Source organism: Candidatus Photobacterium acropomis, from assembly GCF_030685555.1.
Lineage (GTDB): Bacteria > Pseudomonadota > Gammaproteobacteria > Enterobacterales > Vibrionaceae > Photobacterium > Photobacterium lucens.
This window is the reverse complement of sequence record NZ_CP131608.1, coordinates 1096519-1111951: the sequence shown is the minus strand read 5'-3', so window position 1 is coordinate 1111951 and position 15433 is coordinate 1096519. Positions and strand designations below refer to the sequence as shown.

The 15433-nt window shown below is 39.7% G+C and carries 14 protein-coding genes; 10 read left to right on the top strand and 4 right to left on the bottom strand.

Going from position 1 to position 15433, the window contains the following annotated elements; all coding sequences use genetic code 11:
* Window positions 1-185 precede the first annotated feature (185 nt).
* From katG to Q7657_RS04975, 8 genes are all read left to right on the top strand, one after another.
* Window positions 186-2369: a catalase/peroxidase HPI gene (gene katG / locus Q7657_RS05010; protein WP_107165852.1), complete on the top strand. Its 2184-nt coding sequence runs from the start codon at window positions 186-188 to the stop codon at window positions 2367-2369.
* Between the two features lie 149 nt (window positions 2370-2518).
* On the top strand, window positions 2519-3322 hold the full coding sequence (locus tag Q7657_RS05005) for a RecX family transcriptional regulator (RefSeq protein WP_107165851.1): 804 nt from the start codon (window positions 2519-2521) through the stop codon (window positions 3320-3322).
* A gap of 385 nt (window positions 3323-3707) precedes the next feature.
* A complete protein-coding gene (locus tag Q7657_RS05000; protein WP_107165850.1) occupies window positions 3708-4421 on the top strand; it encodes a hypothetical protein in 714 nt (237 codons plus the stop codon).
* A gap of 193 nt (window positions 4422-4614) precedes the next feature.
* Window positions 4615-5487 carry a ParA family protein gene (locus Q7657_RS04995; RefSeq protein WP_498826336.1) on the top strand — a complete coding sequence of 291 codons (873 nt, stop codon included), beginning with the start codon at window positions 4615-4617 and terminating at the stop codon, window positions 5485-5487.
* Between the two features lie 13 nt (window positions 5488-5500).
* Entirely contained in the window at window positions 5501-5938 is a 438-nt protein-coding gene (locus tag Q7657_RS04990) for a hypothetical protein (RefSeq protein ID WP_107165848.1), read from the top strand.
* Window positions 5935-6630: a hypothetical protein gene (locus Q7657_RS04985; protein WP_107165847.1), complete on the top strand. Its 696-nt coding sequence runs from the start codon at window positions 5935-5937 to the stop codon at window positions 6628-6630. Before Q7657_RS04990 ends, Q7657_RS04985 begins: the two co-directional genes overlap by 4 nt.
* Before the next feature lie 676 nt (window positions 6631-7306).
* On the top strand, window positions 7307-7639 hold the full coding sequence (locus Q7657_RS04980) for a type II toxin-antitoxin system RelE/ParE family toxin (protein WP_039470388.1): 333 nt from the start codon (window positions 7307-7309) through the stop codon (window positions 7637-7639).
* Window positions 7626-7940 (top strand): helix-turn-helix domain-containing protein, encoded by a 315-nt coding sequence (locus tag Q7657_RS04975; RefSeq protein WP_107165846.1) that lies wholly within the window; start codon window positions 7626-7628, stop codon window positions 7938-7940. The genes Q7657_RS04980 and Q7657_RS04975 overlap by 14 nt, the downstream gene beginning before the upstream one ends.
* Window positions 7941-8057: 117 nt before the next feature.
* On the opposite strand, the gene Q7657_RS04970 is transcribed toward Q7657_RS04975, so the two are convergent.
* Together Q7657_RS04970 and Q7657_RS04965 are read right to left on the bottom strand one after the other, a co-directional pair.
* Entirely contained in the window at window positions 8058-8438 is a 381-nt protein-coding gene (locus tag Q7657_RS04970) for a hypothetical protein (protein WP_107165845.1), read from the bottom strand.
* Between the two features lie 238 nt (window positions 8439-8676).
* A complete protein-coding gene (locus Q7657_RS04965) occupies window positions 8677-10983 on the bottom strand; it encodes a methyl-accepting chemotaxis protein (RefSeq protein WP_107165844.1) in 2307 nt (768 codons plus the stop codon).
* A 324-nt stretch (window positions 10984-11307) separates the two neighbouring features.
* On the opposite strand from Q7657_RS04965, the gene Q7657_RS04960 reads away from it, so the two are divergent.
* Complete coding sequence (locus Q7657_RS04960) at window positions 11308-11556, top strand: DUF3297 family protein (RefSeq protein ID WP_008989404.1); 249 nt, start codon at window positions 11308-11310, stop codon at window positions 11554-11556.
* Window positions 11557-11634: 78 nt separating this feature from the next.
* Here the strand turns inward: Q7657_RS04960 and Q7657_RS04955 are convergent, their stop codons facing one another.
* Window positions 11635-12246 (bottom strand): flavin reductase family protein, encoded by a 612-nt coding sequence (locus tag Q7657_RS04955; protein ID WP_107165843.1) that lies wholly within the window; start codon window positions 12244-12246, stop codon window positions 11635-11637.
* A gap of 123 nt (window positions 12247-12369) precedes the next feature.
* Window positions 12370-12801 carry a hypothetical protein gene (locus Q7657_RS04950; protein ID WP_008989402.1) on the bottom strand — a complete coding sequence of 144 codons (432 nt, stop codon included), beginning with the start codon at window positions 12799-12801 and terminating at the stop codon, window positions 12370-12372.
* Window positions 12802-13189: 388 nt separating this feature from the next.
* Between Q7657_RS04950 and Q7657_RS04945 the strand changes: the two genes are divergently transcribed.
* The gene (locus tag Q7657_RS04945; RefSeq protein ID WP_107165842.1) at window positions 13190-15280 is read left to right on the top strand and encodes a TonB-dependent siderophore receptor; all 2091 of its coding nucleotides are present in this window, start codon (window positions 13190-13192) and stop codon (window positions 15278-15280) included.
* The last annotated feature ends 153 nt before the right edge of the window (window positions 15281-15433 follow it).

The window sequence follows — 15433 nt, the reverse complement described above, 5'->3', positions numbered from 1 at the left end:
CGAAAAAATTGAAAAATAACTGTTAATTATTTGAGTGTTAAATTCTCAAAAAGCATAAAACCCAATTTAAAATTTCAATTTTAATGAATTATGTTTCGTTGCTATTCAATGCTTAGTAGCTATATTGGATAGAGCTAAAGAATTAAAAATAAAAAATACTTATTAGAATAACGAGGTGAACACCAATGTCTAAATGTCCATTCCATAATACACAAGCGGTGAATCCAGCGATTAACCCAGGTAACGGTACTTCTCCAAGCGATTGGTGGCCTAACCAATTAAAAATAGACATTCTTCACCAGCACGATCGTAAATCAAACCCAATGGGTGAAGATTTCGATTACGCCGCTGAATTCAAAAAGCTAGATCTTGAAGCTGTTAAACAAGATCTACGTGAACTAATGACAGATTCTCAAGACTGGTGGCCAGCAGACTTCGGTCACTACGGTCCTTTCTTCATTCGTATGGCATGGCACAGTGCAGGTACATACCGTACTGCTGATGGTCGTGGCGGTGCGAGCACAGGTAACCAACGTTTTGCACCACTGAACAGCTGGCCTGATAACGTAAACCTTGATAAAGCACGTCGTCTAATTTGGCCTATCAAACAAAAATACGGCAACAAGATCTCTTGGGCTGACCTTATTATTCTAACTGGTAACGTTGCTCTAGAATCAATGGGCTTCAAAACATTTGGTTTCGCGGGTGGTCGTGAAGACATTTGGGCACCAGAGCTAGACGTTTACTGGGGTAAAGAAAAAACATGGCTTGCTGATGACACACGTTACGAAAAAGACAGCGAGCAACGTGATCTTGAAAATCCACTAGCAGCAGTACAAATGGGTCTTATCTACGTTAACCCAGAAGGTCCAGACGGTAACCCAGATCCACTACTAGCAGCACACGATATTCGTGAAACATTTGCTCGTATGGCAATGAACGACGAAGAAACAGTAGCACTTATTGCTGGTGGTCACACATTCGGTAAAACACACGGTGCAGCAGATGCAGCACACGTAGGTGTTGAACCAGAAGGTGCATCAATCGAAGAGCAAGGTTTCGGTTGGACATCAAACTACGGTAGCGGTAAAGGTGCAGATACAATTTCTAGTGGTCTAGAAGTTATCTGGACAACAACACCAACGGAGTGGAGCAACGGTTTCTTCAGCAGCCTATTCTACAACGAGTGGGAACTAGAGAAGAGCCCAGCAGGCGCTTACCAATGGGTATCAAAAGGCGGCGAAGTACACCCAGACGCATTTGACCCAGAGAAGAAGCATAAAGCAACTATGCTAACTACTGACTTAGCATTACGTTTCGACCCAGCATACGAGAAAATCTCTCGTCGCTTCTTCGAAAAACCACAAGAGTTCGCAGACGCATTTGCTCGTGCATGGTTCAAGCTAACTCACCGTGATTTAGGTCCAGTATCTCGTTACCTTGGCCCTGAAGTACCAGCACAAGTGTTCACATGGCAAGATCCAATCCCAGCGGTTGATCACGAGCTAGTAAACGATGCTGACATTGCAAAACTTAAACAAGAAATCGCTGCATCTGGTCTATCAATCAGCGAGCTAGTATCAACAGCTTGGGCATCTGCTTCTACATTCCGTGGTTCAGATAAGCGTGGTGGTGCAAACGGTGCACGTATTCGTCTAGCACCGCAGAAAGATTGGGAAGTAAACCAACCTGAGCAACTAGCAAAAGTGCTAAACGTACTTGAAGGTATTCAAGCAAACTTCGAGAAAACAGTATCTCTTGCTGACTTAATCGTACTTGCTGGTGGTGTTGGTGTGGAAATGGCTGCGAAGAATGCAGGCCGTGACATCACAGTACCATTTACACCAGGTCGTATGGACGCATCACAAGAAGAGACTGATGTAGAATCATTTGCTGTTCTTGAGCCAATCGCTGATGGTTTCCGTAACTTCGAAAAAGCGAAGTTCACAGTAGCAGCAGAAGAGCTACTACTAGACCGCGCACAACTACTAACCCTAACAGCACCTGAAATGTCAGTGCTTGTAGCAGGTATGCGTGTACTAGGTGCGAACTACGACAACAGCGAATACGGTGTGTTCACTGAGCGTAAAGAAGCATTAACTAACGACTTCTTCGTTAACCTACTAGACATGGCAACACAGTGGAAACCAACCTCTGTAGACCAAGACGTGTTCGTAGGTACAGATCGTAAGACTGGTGAGCAGAAGTGGATGGCATCACGTGTTGACCTAGTATTTGGTTCTAACTCACAACTACGTGCACTTGCAGAAGTTTACGCATGTGCTGACTCTGAAGAGAAGTTCGTCAACGACTTCGTTAATGCTTGGGTTAAAGTAATGAACGCTGACCGTTTTGATCTACACCACTAATCAAAACGCAAAGACTCAATACTAGCCGATAGTATGAAATAGAAACTTAGCAATAAAAAACAAAGAGGCGCTCAATGAGTGCCTCTTTTTCGTTTCAGTGACGTAAACTGTTATCATAGCAATAACTTTTAGAAATTCTCCGATGCCGTATGAAAAAGCCTTATCCTGCCTCCACCATTCAAAATGTCATTAATAGTGCGATTTACCACTTAAACCTACGTGATCATTCTGAGTATGAACTTAGGCAAAAACTCGAGGCCAAAACAGAGAATAAAGCGTGGGTAGACACCGTTCTTGAGCAAATGAAAGGCTATGGTTACCTAAAAAGCGATCATGCATTTTCATCACATTTCTGCGAGTTAGCCTTTAATAGCCAATATGGGCGTAAATACATCCAGCAAAAACTTAAAACCAAAGGCATCGACGAACTCACCATAGAGCAAGCCATCACAGAAACCATGCAACGCATGAACGTCTGCGAGCAATCGATGATCAATACACGCTTGGCACGTTTCAAAGATTTCTCAACCACATCGGCAGAGAAAGTCGTCAATGATTTACTAAAACGTGGCTTTAGTATGGATGATATTTCTCGTGGTATTTCAGAGCATAGTGCGTCAGATACTTTACTGACCAAAGCGCAAATCAAAGGCAAGAACGCCAATCTTGAAGCTGAAGTGATCAAACTTGCCAAAAAGCTAAAAGGGCGATCATTAATCGCACAAGAGCTAAAAATGAAGCATGTTGATATCTCAGAGCTTGATACCGTACTTGATGAACTTATCGAATCAGGCGAAATAGATTTCTACTACAATTGCCAATTAGCCCTCGCCAAGAAACGCTACGATCTCACCGATTTTAAAGAAAAGAGCAAAGCTTATGGTTATCTATCAAGCAAAGGCTTTTCAGGCGATGAAATAAAAGAAGCCATCAATAGTGAGCTAGAAGAGTAGGGTTAATTCCACTTCAGCATCTTTCATGACCACACTCTAGATATGACTATATATCCAGTTATAAATGAATGCGTTGATTTCAGCGTTATAGTTTCGTTTTTAATAAGAAAATATTCTTGTTAAAAACGGAATTTAAAATCCAAGCCAATGAAAATAAAGCAATTTTTCATCCTTAGTCATTTTTAATCAGACGGGTTAAAAACTTTTCTCACTTCTATCAAAAGTAATTTATCAATTGAATGTAACTTTTTGCGACTAATGCTATGAAACCTAATGCTTCTATTGAGTAAAATGTTGTTTATTTAGCGTATTAATAGAGCGTGAAAGTAAGATGCTGATTAATATACTGTTATGAACCAACGTCAATCGTCAATTTGGAGAATAAATGACATTATCAGAATGGTTAACCTTAGCTTCAAGTTTGGGGGCTCTTGGAGCTGCTACAATTTCGCTTTTCACTCTTTTCGAATTATTTCGTCAACGAAAAGCCAGTTACAAACCGGATATATGCGTACTCAAAAGACGCTTTGCCGTTAGAGGCGAAGGTATCGGTAAATTCGGCACCCCAACGAATTGGTTTCACGAGGACTCCGAATTGGGTGTGATGGCATCAATTCAATTGGTAAACGTAGGTGTCGGCGCAGCAAAGCATATTAGCGCTAAATGGATTTTTGAGCAGTCAACGTTAGTAAAGGAAATCAATAAATTAGCGCAAGAAGCTCATGAAGAGTTTTATATTCATGAAGATGGGACGTTTTTATCGGTAAAAGATAGTAGTCAAACTAGCTATATGATTAATGCTCAAATGAGCGAGTTTAATTTTGAATACCTTCTTCCTGCTTCACAAGATGAAAGAGGAATAGTGCTAAGTTTACCTCCTAGCTACAGCTTTTTGCTTAGTCTGTTCGTTGGGCTGTCGTTTAGGGTGTATGAAAAGATTCCTGAAAAGAAATTGATCGCTATAAAATTGAAACTCGAATATTCGGACATAGGAAAAAACAAGCATTCGTCCAAGCATATGATTAAACTCGAATTGAGTACTATTCAAAAGACGGATGACTCTATGGAGTTTACAGGGTCATTGGTTGAAGGCTCATAACAAGAAATTCAACAGTGATTCGCAACGCTTGGCGCTTTCACTTCAGGTTGAGTTTAGTGTTTACGCGCAGTATTCAGTTCAGTGTCTGCGCTGCTCACACGTTAATTGTGCGTTAAGCAACAAATCTCCGCTTTTTCAGAGGTTTATAGATTTAAGTAATCCCTTGTATTAAAATACAAAAAAATAAACATCGGTGGCTTGTAAAGTGTGTAAAGTATTAACAGTGATGAACATGAAAGGTGGTGTTGGTAAAACAACAATTTCAACTCATTTAAGTTCTATCGTCGCTCATCACTCTATAAATGAACGTGTCAAAAAGGTTTTAGTCATAGACTATGATCCTCAATTTAATTTGTCTCAGGCGTTTTTGAGCGTTGAAAAGTATCGCGAGACGGAAGAGAACAATCGTAATGTGTTATCTGTCCTTGTAGAAAATCAGGTCGTTGAAGACCCATTCACTCTGCAAAAGCCAGATTCATTAGAGCCTCCAAAGGTAAAGGATGTCGTAGTTCGTTTATTTGAAGAAGATGATAGGGTGTTTGATTTGTTGCCTTCTACATTAGAGTTAATGTATATAGCACTCGGGCGTTCTGGTCTGGCATTAACCGCAATGGAAAAACGGTTTGCCAAATTCATGGAGGAAGCGAAAAAAATATATGATTTGATTGTGATCGATTGTCACCCTGCAGGCTCACTCTTTACAAAAACAGCTTTGTCAGCTTCAGACCACGTTTTAGTACCGATTACACCTCATAACTATGCTCTTAGAGGTGTGGGTTTAATGTACAACTTTCTTGATTCTCCAACTTTTAAAAGAAATAAACCGCAGTTACATATATTATTTAATCATATGCCTAAAAGCGATGATTTCATTGAGCAACAAATAAGAGCGAATGATAGGTTTGGTGATAAATGTTTAACTTCAACTATGAAAAAGTATAGTGCATACAATGACTTAGTTAATGGTAGTGGTTATGTTTGGCAGCTGAATAAAGCGTATAGTAGAATGGCTTATTTCAATATGCGTAATATTGCTGTCGAACTATTAGATAAAATATATAGCTAAGTTAGGAGGTTACATGAGAAAAAACACACAGGCAAAAATTGCACGCTTACTAACATCATCTCTCATGTCTTCAGACTTAACGAGCAAAGAAGTTATGGATTTCTGTGAAGCTCTTATGCATGACGATCCATTTATGAGAGATTTTGCATTTAATCTTCAAAATCTTGTTGGTAACACAATGTATTCTCCGTCGAACTCTCAAGAGGACGATGAGTTAAATTATGTGTACACTCTCATAAAGCGTAGGAAATTAACAAAAGTCGGATTGTTTACGATACTGGACGATCAATTCAATGGGCTTGGTAGCTACCTTAAGTCACAACGCTTAACGTTGAGAAGTGCAATTGAAGTTGCTCACGATAATGTAGACTCCGCTAGCTGGAGAAATTTTGTTGATATGCTTAGAAATGATGATTATTTAGATCATATTTTAAATAGAGAGCATCTATGAGTGAACTGATAAGTGTTGTCCGTTCGGTAAACTGGAATGAAAATTGTACTTCAGCTGTCGATGATACTGAAACTTACTCTATTGGTGAAAAATCATTAGTTAAATTATCTAATTGGTGTCGTCAAATTGAGAATGTATATAATAATAATCCATCTTTACCGTTTATAAGAGAGGCTCAAGTTTCCGCACAAGATTTTTTTTGCTTAGTTTCCTTGGGACTGTATAAGTCATCAGCATCATCTTTGCGAACTATTCTAGAGAGCTTTCTGTATTTCAGCTATTTTAAAGACCACCCTGTCGAACTAAATAGCTTAATCAACGTTGATAAATATTATATTTCTAAAGCGGATGTTCTTGCCTATCATAACTTGCATACTATTGATTTTACTGACCGTTCAAGAGGTGTTGGTCTAACCTCACGCCTTGAAAAAAGTTACGCAAAAATTTCCGCTATCGTTCATGGTCAAATGCCTGGCGTCTGGCATTCATCACCATCTCTTGCGAATAAAAGATACGATAAAGGTTTAGTTAAAGAAGCGATTAATGAGTTTGTTGAAGTAGTCGGCATCGTGAACCTTATGATGCTGATACTAATTTCTGATGAAGATTGGAATAACATAGATCAAAAAGTTAAAGCGATATTAATCAACGGCGTTAATCCTAAATTTATCAACCTTTTAGACCGCAATTGACACTTGTTGTTTAATAAACAAGGATAGGTGTCGCGAAGCCGACACCTATCCGAAGTGTTGGACAAGCCCAAGCCACCTTATATAAGTAAATATTGTAAATATCACGAAGGGTGATATCAAAAGAAGTCGAGCGTTATCCGTGGTGTGAACCAATAAATTTAACACTTCAATTTAGTGTTAGTTCCTCTTTAATGCTGAAGCGTGAAAGTCATTATCCTTATTATTTAACGCGGGGCGCTAAAATTGGTATGGCAGAGCGTTATATTTTATCGGAGAGAAGAACATGGAAAATCATCAGGGGTCATCGATAGCTGGCAAAGTAATCATTAAGTTGTTGAACGTCAGTTGACAGCAAATGATCTACCAAAAGTAATAAAGACTTTAGATCGTCTATTAGCACAGGGAATCAGTCGTGAGGAAGCGATTAAGTACATAGCATGTGCGCTTTCGGTTCGGTCAGAGACTCTGAAAAGTTTAACCCTGGGCGGTACGATAAAATTTAGAATGCTTGCCTTATTTACCATGGGACGATTAGCGTTTAAAAACATAATAAGCTCATCGCATCCCCTTAATCTGGCGCTATAGCTCATGTCCAATTTTCCACTCTAAGCATCATAACTACGCAAGTAACGTATAGTTTTTGCTATCTATACGTTAATTGCGTATACTTTCTTTTATGAAAAGTGTATTTGTCGAATCAACCATATTTGAAAAGTACCGTAATGAATATCTCAGCGATGATGAGTTTAGACTTTTTCAAGCTGAGTTAATGTCTAACCCAAAGCAGGGTGACGTGATTCAAGGTACTGGTGGTTTGCGTAAGATTCGAGTTGCGAGTAAAAGTAAGGGGAAGCGTGGAGGCTCTCGAGTTATTTATTACTTTCTCGATGAAAAGCGTCGTTTCTACTTGCTAACGATTTACGGTAAGAATGAAATGTCCGACTTAACTGCAGACCAAAAGAAACAACTAAAGGCTTTTATGGAGGCATGGCGCAATGAGCAATCGTGATCTATTTGCAGAATTAAGTTCAGCACTTGTTGAGGCTAAAGAACATTCAGAGGGTAAGCTTACCCTTAAAACTCATCAAGTTAACGATATCAGTGAGTTAAATATCTCACCTGATGAAATTGTGAGTATTCGAGAGCAGTTTAATATGTCTCGTGGTGTATTTGCTCGTTTGTTGCACACATCATCTCGTACGTTAGAAAATTGGGAGCAAGGGCGTAGTGTACCAAATGGACAAGCGGTAACTCTTCTAAAGCTGGTTCAGCGTCATCCAGAAACCCTGTCGCACATCGCTGGGCTATAACTATAAATAAGATATGTGTCGCGCAGCCGACACCTATCTAACGTGTGAATAAGCCTAAATCTCCAAATAGAACTACACGTTACAATCTCCCTGTCATCATACCTATGGCTGTATATATCAAATTTCAAAATAGAATTTATAATCACGTACACCATCAATATGCACGCCTTTTTCTCGAAGTTCTTGGTATTGCTTGAGCTTAATGGTTCTGAAATCCATGGCTTTTAGGGCAAGAATAATGCGCAGTTCATCCATGGAGCGTGTTTTCGCTTCTGCACTACACGTACCGCAAACCACATGTGCCTTTTGTTTAAAGCCTATTTTATTGAGCCAGTTTAGATCTTTGGTGTCTTTGCGTGTTCCGCAAAAATAACAGTGATTGTCTTGCTGTAATACGGTTTGTTCCCTTAATGCTTTAGGGCTTGGTGTGGCGTTAGTTGGAGTCACATTTTGTTTCTTGTTACCACTAAACTGAGAGAACTGAACGACATTAGACATAAGCATTGCTCTTTTTCATCAAGGGAATACAGCTTATAACAAGATTGTATTGTCATAAGGCTCTATATCCTATTGCTTGTAGCTTTAGTTAGTCAAATACTCGTTTAGCTAACGGTAGCGTTATTTATATTTAAGACAAAAGAATTAGCCTTATCTAGCAATAGCTTTTCATGGTAAATAGCTCTGCAAGAGGCCAACTCTTTTGTTTTGTAGCGAATATGCTTCTTATTCGTTTGGGTTATGAGTATTGCTTGATGATGGTATCCATCTGCTGAGATTGAGTTTTTAGTTCAGCAGAAACCGCTTTAATTTCCAGTGATTTTTCATGAGTTGATAACGATGATTCTGCAATAACCGTCATAGATTCACTGATGTTACTGGTGACATTAGCTTGCTCGTTGGTGGCTTGCGCGATTTCCTGGCTCATGTTTTGTAATTCATTGAGCATGGTGTGAATATCGTGAAGGTGTTGATTATTAATATGACAGCTTTCAACCCCGTTATTGAGTAGCTGGTGGGCTTGCTCAACACTTAATGCAACTTTGCTCGATTCATTTTGCAGACGTTCAATTTTCTCTTTGATGTTTTCTGTTGAATCTTTGGTCATTGAAGCAAGGGTTCGCACTTCATCGGCAACCACTGCAAATCCACGACCATGTTCGCCAGCTCGGGCGGCTTCAATCGCGGCATTTAAGGCTAATAGGTTTGTTTTCTCGGCAACGGTATTAATGACGTTTAGTACATCGGCAATATCTTCACTTTCCGTTTTTAGCTGATTAATACTGGTGAGTGCTTCGTTCATTTGTGCCATTAGTCCATCGATGTCATTCATTAGTTGATCTGCGCTTTGAATTGAAACCGTACTTTTGCTATTGGCTTCTAACACATGGGTTGAAGCGTTATCGGTATAACGTGCAATCTCATTGACTGAGGTAGTCATTTCAGTCACTGCAGCGGCAATGTTTTCACAATTGGCACTTTGTTTACTGGCTGATTGCGACATAGTGACAGCGTTGTTTGAGATGGTACTAGATTGGTTTTTTAGTGTTTGGTTAGCGTGAGAAAACTGATTGAAAGAGTCTTCAAGAGTGGCAATGAATTGGTTAAAAGAGGAGGATAGATCATTTACTTCGGGGCCACCATTGCGGATTGTTAAGCGCGCAGAGAGGTTCTTATTATCACTAATCGCAATGATCTTTTTCGATAATACCTTGATAGGTTTAGCGATAGATTCACCAATAAAGTAAGAAAAGAATGCCGCTAGCAACAGTAGCAATACGCTACAAATGGCGACTGCTTTATAAAGTTGGGTTTTGAGTGCACTGACATCGGCTAAGGCTTCGGCTTTATCGATTTCACTGATGATCATCCAATGTTGATTTAACAGGGTGATTGGGGCATAAGCGGAAAGCACTGCAATATCACGATAATCAGTGATGGCATGGCTACCTGTTTTGCCATCTCGGGCAAATTGTACACTTGGGGTATTCACTGGCTGAAAGCCAATCGCAGTATCTTTTTTACTTATGTTATCAATCACATTACTTGAAATATTGTTCGCTTGAAGGGCTTGTAAATAGGCTTGTTTATCTTCAATAAAGAAACGGGACTGGCTACGTAGGGTAGAATCCATTCCTACTAAATAAATCTCACCGCTTTTACCTAACCCGGCTTTATTCCAGTTTTGATCAAAAGTCATGATGTTATTGATCGCATCAATCGGGGTTTGAATGATCATGTAACCGATACGTTTTTGGTTCTCAAAAATAGGGGTAGAGAGAAAAGATGACGGCAACTCGAATGAGGGAGTATAAGGCTTAAAGTCGGTTAAGGTAACTTCACCGTCGGAGAGTTTAAGCGCACCATGATAAGCATTGGCTAAGCCACTATTTTTAAATGGCCCTTGCTGTAGGTTGGTCGCAAAATCCACTTCTTTAAACACGCTGTACACCACGTTACCTTGGTTATCGACGAGGAAAATGTCATAAAAACCAAAGGATTCTAGATAGTGGCGTAGCACCGGGTGAAAAACTTGGTGGGTTTTATCGTAGTTAGTATTTAGCGTGTCATTATCAAGAAAATGCTTTTGACCTAACTTATTGCTGTTATTAGCGATATAGCGAGACTGTAGGCTCACAGCGGTATCACTGAGTTGCTCATAAATATTGCCAATTGTGGCTTCTTTGTTTTTGTCACGATAAATAGCGGCAAATTGTTCTTGATAAAATTGCACTAAAGCCTGTTTATCCGCCATTACGATATCTTGGTTGGGGTAACTATTGAAACCTGTATCAAAACGTTGCATGGCTTGTTTAATACTAGGATCGGAAGAGAAGGTACCAATGAGCGTGGCAGTGGTATTAAAGTGGTTTTCGATTTCTGTTTTCTTGATTTCTCTAATGGAGATCAGCTGCTCCATTGCTCGATCATAAAGTGCTTGTTGGCTTATTGCTGCACTTTTCCAAGCAATATAAATCCCTGACACCACCACACAGCAAGCACAAAGGACTGATAAAGTAAGACTGATCTTATTTGCGATTTTCATTGTGTTCTTATTCCCTCAAGCACCTAACTCAACCATGTTCATATAATTCTATATGCCAATAAGGATTATCATAATGAATATGTAATCGATTGCATTGTTTGGGTGTAAGTTGCGAGTTGTTTCAGAATTAAGATGAAAATATTTTATGTTTAGTTGTTATTTAGTGATGCTTATAGCTATCAATTGTCATAATTCTTTAATATTTCAGATAGATAAAGCATAGAGCTGGCGGGAATATCCTAGAAAGAGTAGGGAATTTATCTTGTTAGCGATAATGAAATTCTCTACAATGGCGGCGTTTTTTACTAACGATAGAATTTGATCATGACAGATACTACATCACAACCAGCATTACCAGATCGTCTTTCAGGTAACCCTCGCAGCCCACACCACGTTGCAGAATGTTTTAACTACGACATCGGCATTCGTCTAAACGGCAAAGAGCGTTTTGATGTTGATGAGTACTGCATCAGCGAAGGTTGGGTAAAAATCCCTTCACCTAAAGCACTAGACCGTCGTGGCCAGCCAATGCTAATCACGCTAAAAGGTAAAGTGGAAGCATTCTACAAGTAATGTAGATATGTACACAGAATTGAAAGCCTAGAGTATTGCTCTAGGCTTTTTTGATCTTGGAGTAAGTAAATTTGAACCTTACTTCGGCCTTGCCACTGAAAAGGTCTTTTCTAATACCGCGTATTCACTGCCGCCTAAACGTGAAAGTGGATTTACTTTTAAAGCATCAATGACTAGGCGTTCTTGTTCGCTATTAATCACAGTATCATCAATGTAAACCTGTTCAATTTCAGCGAAGATCAGGCTTTGTGGCGTTTCGCCAATCTCTTGCACTTCATACAAACTGCAACCAAAGGCGATAGGGCAATCTTTAAGTCTTGGTAAATCAAAGTCATCAAAAGGCACTAAGGCGAGGTTTGATTGTTCAACTTCAGATTCACCATGATCTAATGTTGCTGCGGTTTGAGTTACTTGATCCGCCAGTGAAATGTTTGCGATATGAACCACCAGCTTTTTATTTGCGATGACATTACGGGTTGTGTCTTTGATTTCACCATTTGGCTTTTTACCCACAGAGAACATTAATAGAGGTGGATTGCTCGCAACTGGGGTGAAATAGGAAAAAGGGGCAAGGTTATAGTTGTGCTCACCAGAATCTGTCAGTACCCATGCGATAGGGCGCGGGATAATAGTTTGGGTCATCAAGTGGTAGATTTGAGTTGGCGAAAGCGAGCTGAGTTGTAAGTTCATGGCACATCTATCCTTAGTGTTAGTCATCCTTAGATTCATTTTACGTTGGTAATGGCTGAACTCAATCTATTCACTGAGTTATAGATAATAAAAAACCGACACTAGGTCGGCTTTTTGAAAAGATTACGCTTTAATTACGTTCTTAAAATGCTTTTTCTTTGTAAATAAGTAATCCACATCAGGCGGGAAATCTTTGTTTGTTTTGGCATGTTTCATCATGTCGAAGACTTTAAACTCTGCTAGTACAGCGTACTGGTACGGTTCAAAGTTTTCACTGTTTGCCTGTAATGTTGGATCGTAGTATTTGCCATCTTTGAAAATGATCGCTTGGTCTACGATAGTTTCTTCATTACAACGATAGCCAAGAACGTAACGCTCACCTTTACAATAAATCACATTCATGTAGCTGTTATAGAAGGTTTCATCTTCTGTAGTAGTACATGTTGCTAGCACTTCTGGATCCATTGCCTCTACTGTCACAATACGGACTTTTTCAGCAATAAAGTTGCGTTCATTGAGTTGTTGGTGAATAGCTTCAAGACTTAGTTGAGTCACATTAAATACCGCGAAATGAAAAAAAACGGGCAGATTATACGACTGTTAATTACAAATGTCTTCGTTAAAAACAGTATTGAATACGGATAAATGGCTTGTTCTTCGTTGTTGTGGCGATAAATTCACCAAGTTCATCTTTGCATATCTTTACAAACACCGACAAAATCTTTACGAATGCAAAGAATGTAAATTTAATGCAAATGGTAATAATTATCACTTATATTCCTTTCTTGTTGCTGGTAAGCGTATTTTTACTTATCAGCAGCAGGCCATGATTTGCTCTCGATATTATTAAAAACATTACCTTGTACTAGCTAACGCAGGGGATAGCAGCAAATCAAATATGGCGTTTATTTTCGGTTATACGTTTATTTGGAGTTAAAGGAATATGTTTTCTAAAAGCCAGCTGACGCTGTTAATTGGTGCTGTACTTGCTGCACCTGTTACTTATGCTCAAACCACGGAAGCGGATGAGCACATGGTGGTAACAGGTCGTGACTATGGTTACAAGGCAGATACTAACTCAACAGCGATGCGTATGGAGATGACTCAATTAGAGACTCCTGGGCAAGTTGCAGTGATTGATGAACAACTTATCGATGAACAGCGTGCAAGTACGCTGGGTGAGGTGTTACAGAATGATGCAAGTATTTCAGCTGGTGGTACTGGTCGTAACCGTGAGCGTTTCTCGCTTCGTGGTTTTGAACTAGGTAGCAGCAGTGGTTTCCTACGTGATGGTCACCAACACTGGTCACACTACCGTCAGCCTGTAGAGCTATTAGAGCGTGTTGAAGTAATGAAAGGTCCTGCTGGTCTACTTTACGGTAAATCTGCACCGGGTGGCCTAGTTAACATGGTTGCAAAGAAACCCACTCACGAAACCCAAGTAAACTTTAGCCAAGATGTTGGCTCAAATAATCATACTCGTAGCGTGTTAGATGTAAGTGGTTCATTAAACCAAGATGAAACACTACGTGCACGTGCTGTTGTTGCAAAAGAAGATTACGACTCATGGCGTAAATACGGCGATGGTTCTACACCTTCAACGGATCGTTTTGTTGGTGGTCTATTTGTTGATTACGATATTAACGATGACGTGACATTGTCACTGCATTACGATCGCACAAATGATAAAGGTAATGTAGATTCAGGTGCTTACATTGTTGATGGTAAGCCTGTATTAGGTCGTGATCATGTGTGGGATGCACAGTGGTCAAAAATTAATAACGAAGTTGAAAACTACGGCTTTGATGTTAAAGCTCAGCTAACCGATGTGTGGGCATTAAATACGGGCTTTAACTACCAAGATTTTAAACGTCATGATGTGGAAAGTTACCCGAACTTTGCAAACTTTGAAGAATCAGGTTTAGTGAAGCAAGGCGGTAATGATCGTCATGATAACTGGAAATTTAAAACCGCTTACGCAGATTTCGTTGGTGAGTTTGATGCACTAGGTATGCAGCATCAGCTATTAGTGGGCTCTAACTGGCTAGGTTACAGCTACGATCGTTTCCAACGTTCATTTAACTCTGTAGAAGTAGCACCAAACCAATCAACACCAGTGCCAACCTTTAAGGCAGGTAAGCCAAAAGTATCTAACTCGTCTTATGATGCTTGGGGCTTCTATGCACAAGACATGGTGACGATTAACGATTACTGGCAGGTGTTAGCTGGCGTACGTTTTGATCGTCAAACGCAAGAAGGCAAAGCGGCAGAAGAAGCAGTTTCACCAAAAGTAGCAGCGATTTTCCATCCTGCTGAAAACGGCTCGATTTACTTAGCGTACTCTGAAAGCTTTGAACCTCAAGGTACAGTATCATCTGGTTCTAAAAACTACGTGAACGATGGTGAACAACTTGATCCACTACGTGGTAAGCAATATGAGCTTGGTACTAAGTGGGAACTGCTAGATAATCGTCTGTTCGTATCGGGGGCGGTATTTAACATCACGCAAGAGAATTCAACCATTGACGTTGAAGTGGGTAAGAATCTGTATAAGAAAACCCAAGCGGGCGAGCGTGTTCACAATGGTGCAGAACTTGCTTTACAAGGTAATGTGACTGATAAGCTAAGCATGAGCGCATCTGCAATGTACCTTGATGCTGAATACACTAAAGATCAGAAATACCAAGGCAATCGTCCTGCGGATGTACCAGAATTTGCAGCAAGTGTTTGGTCTACTTACAACGTAACACCTGCAACTGATGTTAACCTTGGTGTGATTTATGAAGGTTCACGTTATGGTGATGCAGCAAATACCTTTAAGAAAGATGGTTACACTCGTGTTGATTTAGGTGTGGCGCACACATACAAGTACGATGCTAACTTAGATATCATTGGTCGTATTAACGTAGAGAACGTATTTGATACTGACTACATGGCTGGTGGCGGTTCAACAAGCAAAGACTATGTTGGCGCAACAGGCGTAACACTTGGCGAAGGTCGTAACTTTATGGCAACCGTTGAGTTCAAATACTAATTTGTAAACCTGTAATGAAAGGGGAAGTCATGGCTTCCCCTTTGTTACGATTAAGTATTATTGGCAAAGTTATTATCAGTTATAATCTTTAACTTTTTATTTTTAAAACTCTTTTTTATTTTTTGCATTTAAAGATTACTCATTACTAAGTTT

Bases quoted from the DNA above. Each gene is read 5' to 3' on its own strand.
- Q7657_RS05000 (WP_107165850.1), top strand. From the start codon at position 3,708: ATGACATTATCAGAATGGTTAACCTTAGCTTCAAGTTTGGGGGCTCTT.
- Q7657_RS04985 (WP_107165847.1), top strand. From the start codon at position 5,935: ATGAGTGAACTGATAAGTGTTGTCCGTTCGGTAAACTGGAATGAAAAT.
- Q7657_RS04955 (WP_107165843.1), bottom strand. From the start codon at position 12,246: ATGAACTTACAACTCAGCTCGCTTTCGCCAACTCAAATCTACCACTTG.
- Q7657_RS04960 (WP_008989404.1), top strand. From the start codon at position 11,308: ATGACAGATACTACATCACAACCAGCATTACCAGATCGTCTTTCAGGT.
- Q7657_RS04965 (WP_107165844.1), bottom strand. From the start codon at position 10,983: ATGAAAATCGCAAATAAGATCAGTCTTACTTTATCAGTCCTTTGTGCT.
- katG (WP_107165852.1), top strand. From the start codon at position 186: ATGTCTAAATGTCCATTCCATAATACACAAGCGGTGAATCCAGCGATT.
- Q7657_RS04945 (WP_107165842.1), top strand. From the start codon at position 13,190: ATGTTTTCTAAAAGCCAGCTGACGCTGTTAATTGGTGCTGTACTTGCT.
- Q7657_RS04970 (WP_107165845.1), bottom strand. From the start codon at position 8,438: ATGTCTAATGTCGTTCAGTTCTCTCAGTTTAGTGGTAACAAGAAACAA.
- Q7657_RS04975 (WP_107165846.1), top strand. From the start codon at position 7,626: ATGAGCAATCGTGATCTATTTGCAGAATTAAGTTCAGCACTTGTTGAG.
- Q7657_RS04980 (WP_039470388.1), top strand. From the start codon at position 7,307: ATGAAAAGTGTATTTGTCGAATCAACCATATTTGAAAAGTACCGTAAT.
- Q7657_RS04990 (WP_107165848.1), top strand. From the start codon at position 5,501: ATGAGAAAAAACACACAGGCAAAAATTGCACGCTTACTAACATCATCT.
- Q7657_RS05005 (WP_107165851.1), top strand. From the start codon at position 2,519: ATGAAAAAGCCTTATCCTGCCTCCACCATTCAAAATGTCATTAATAGT.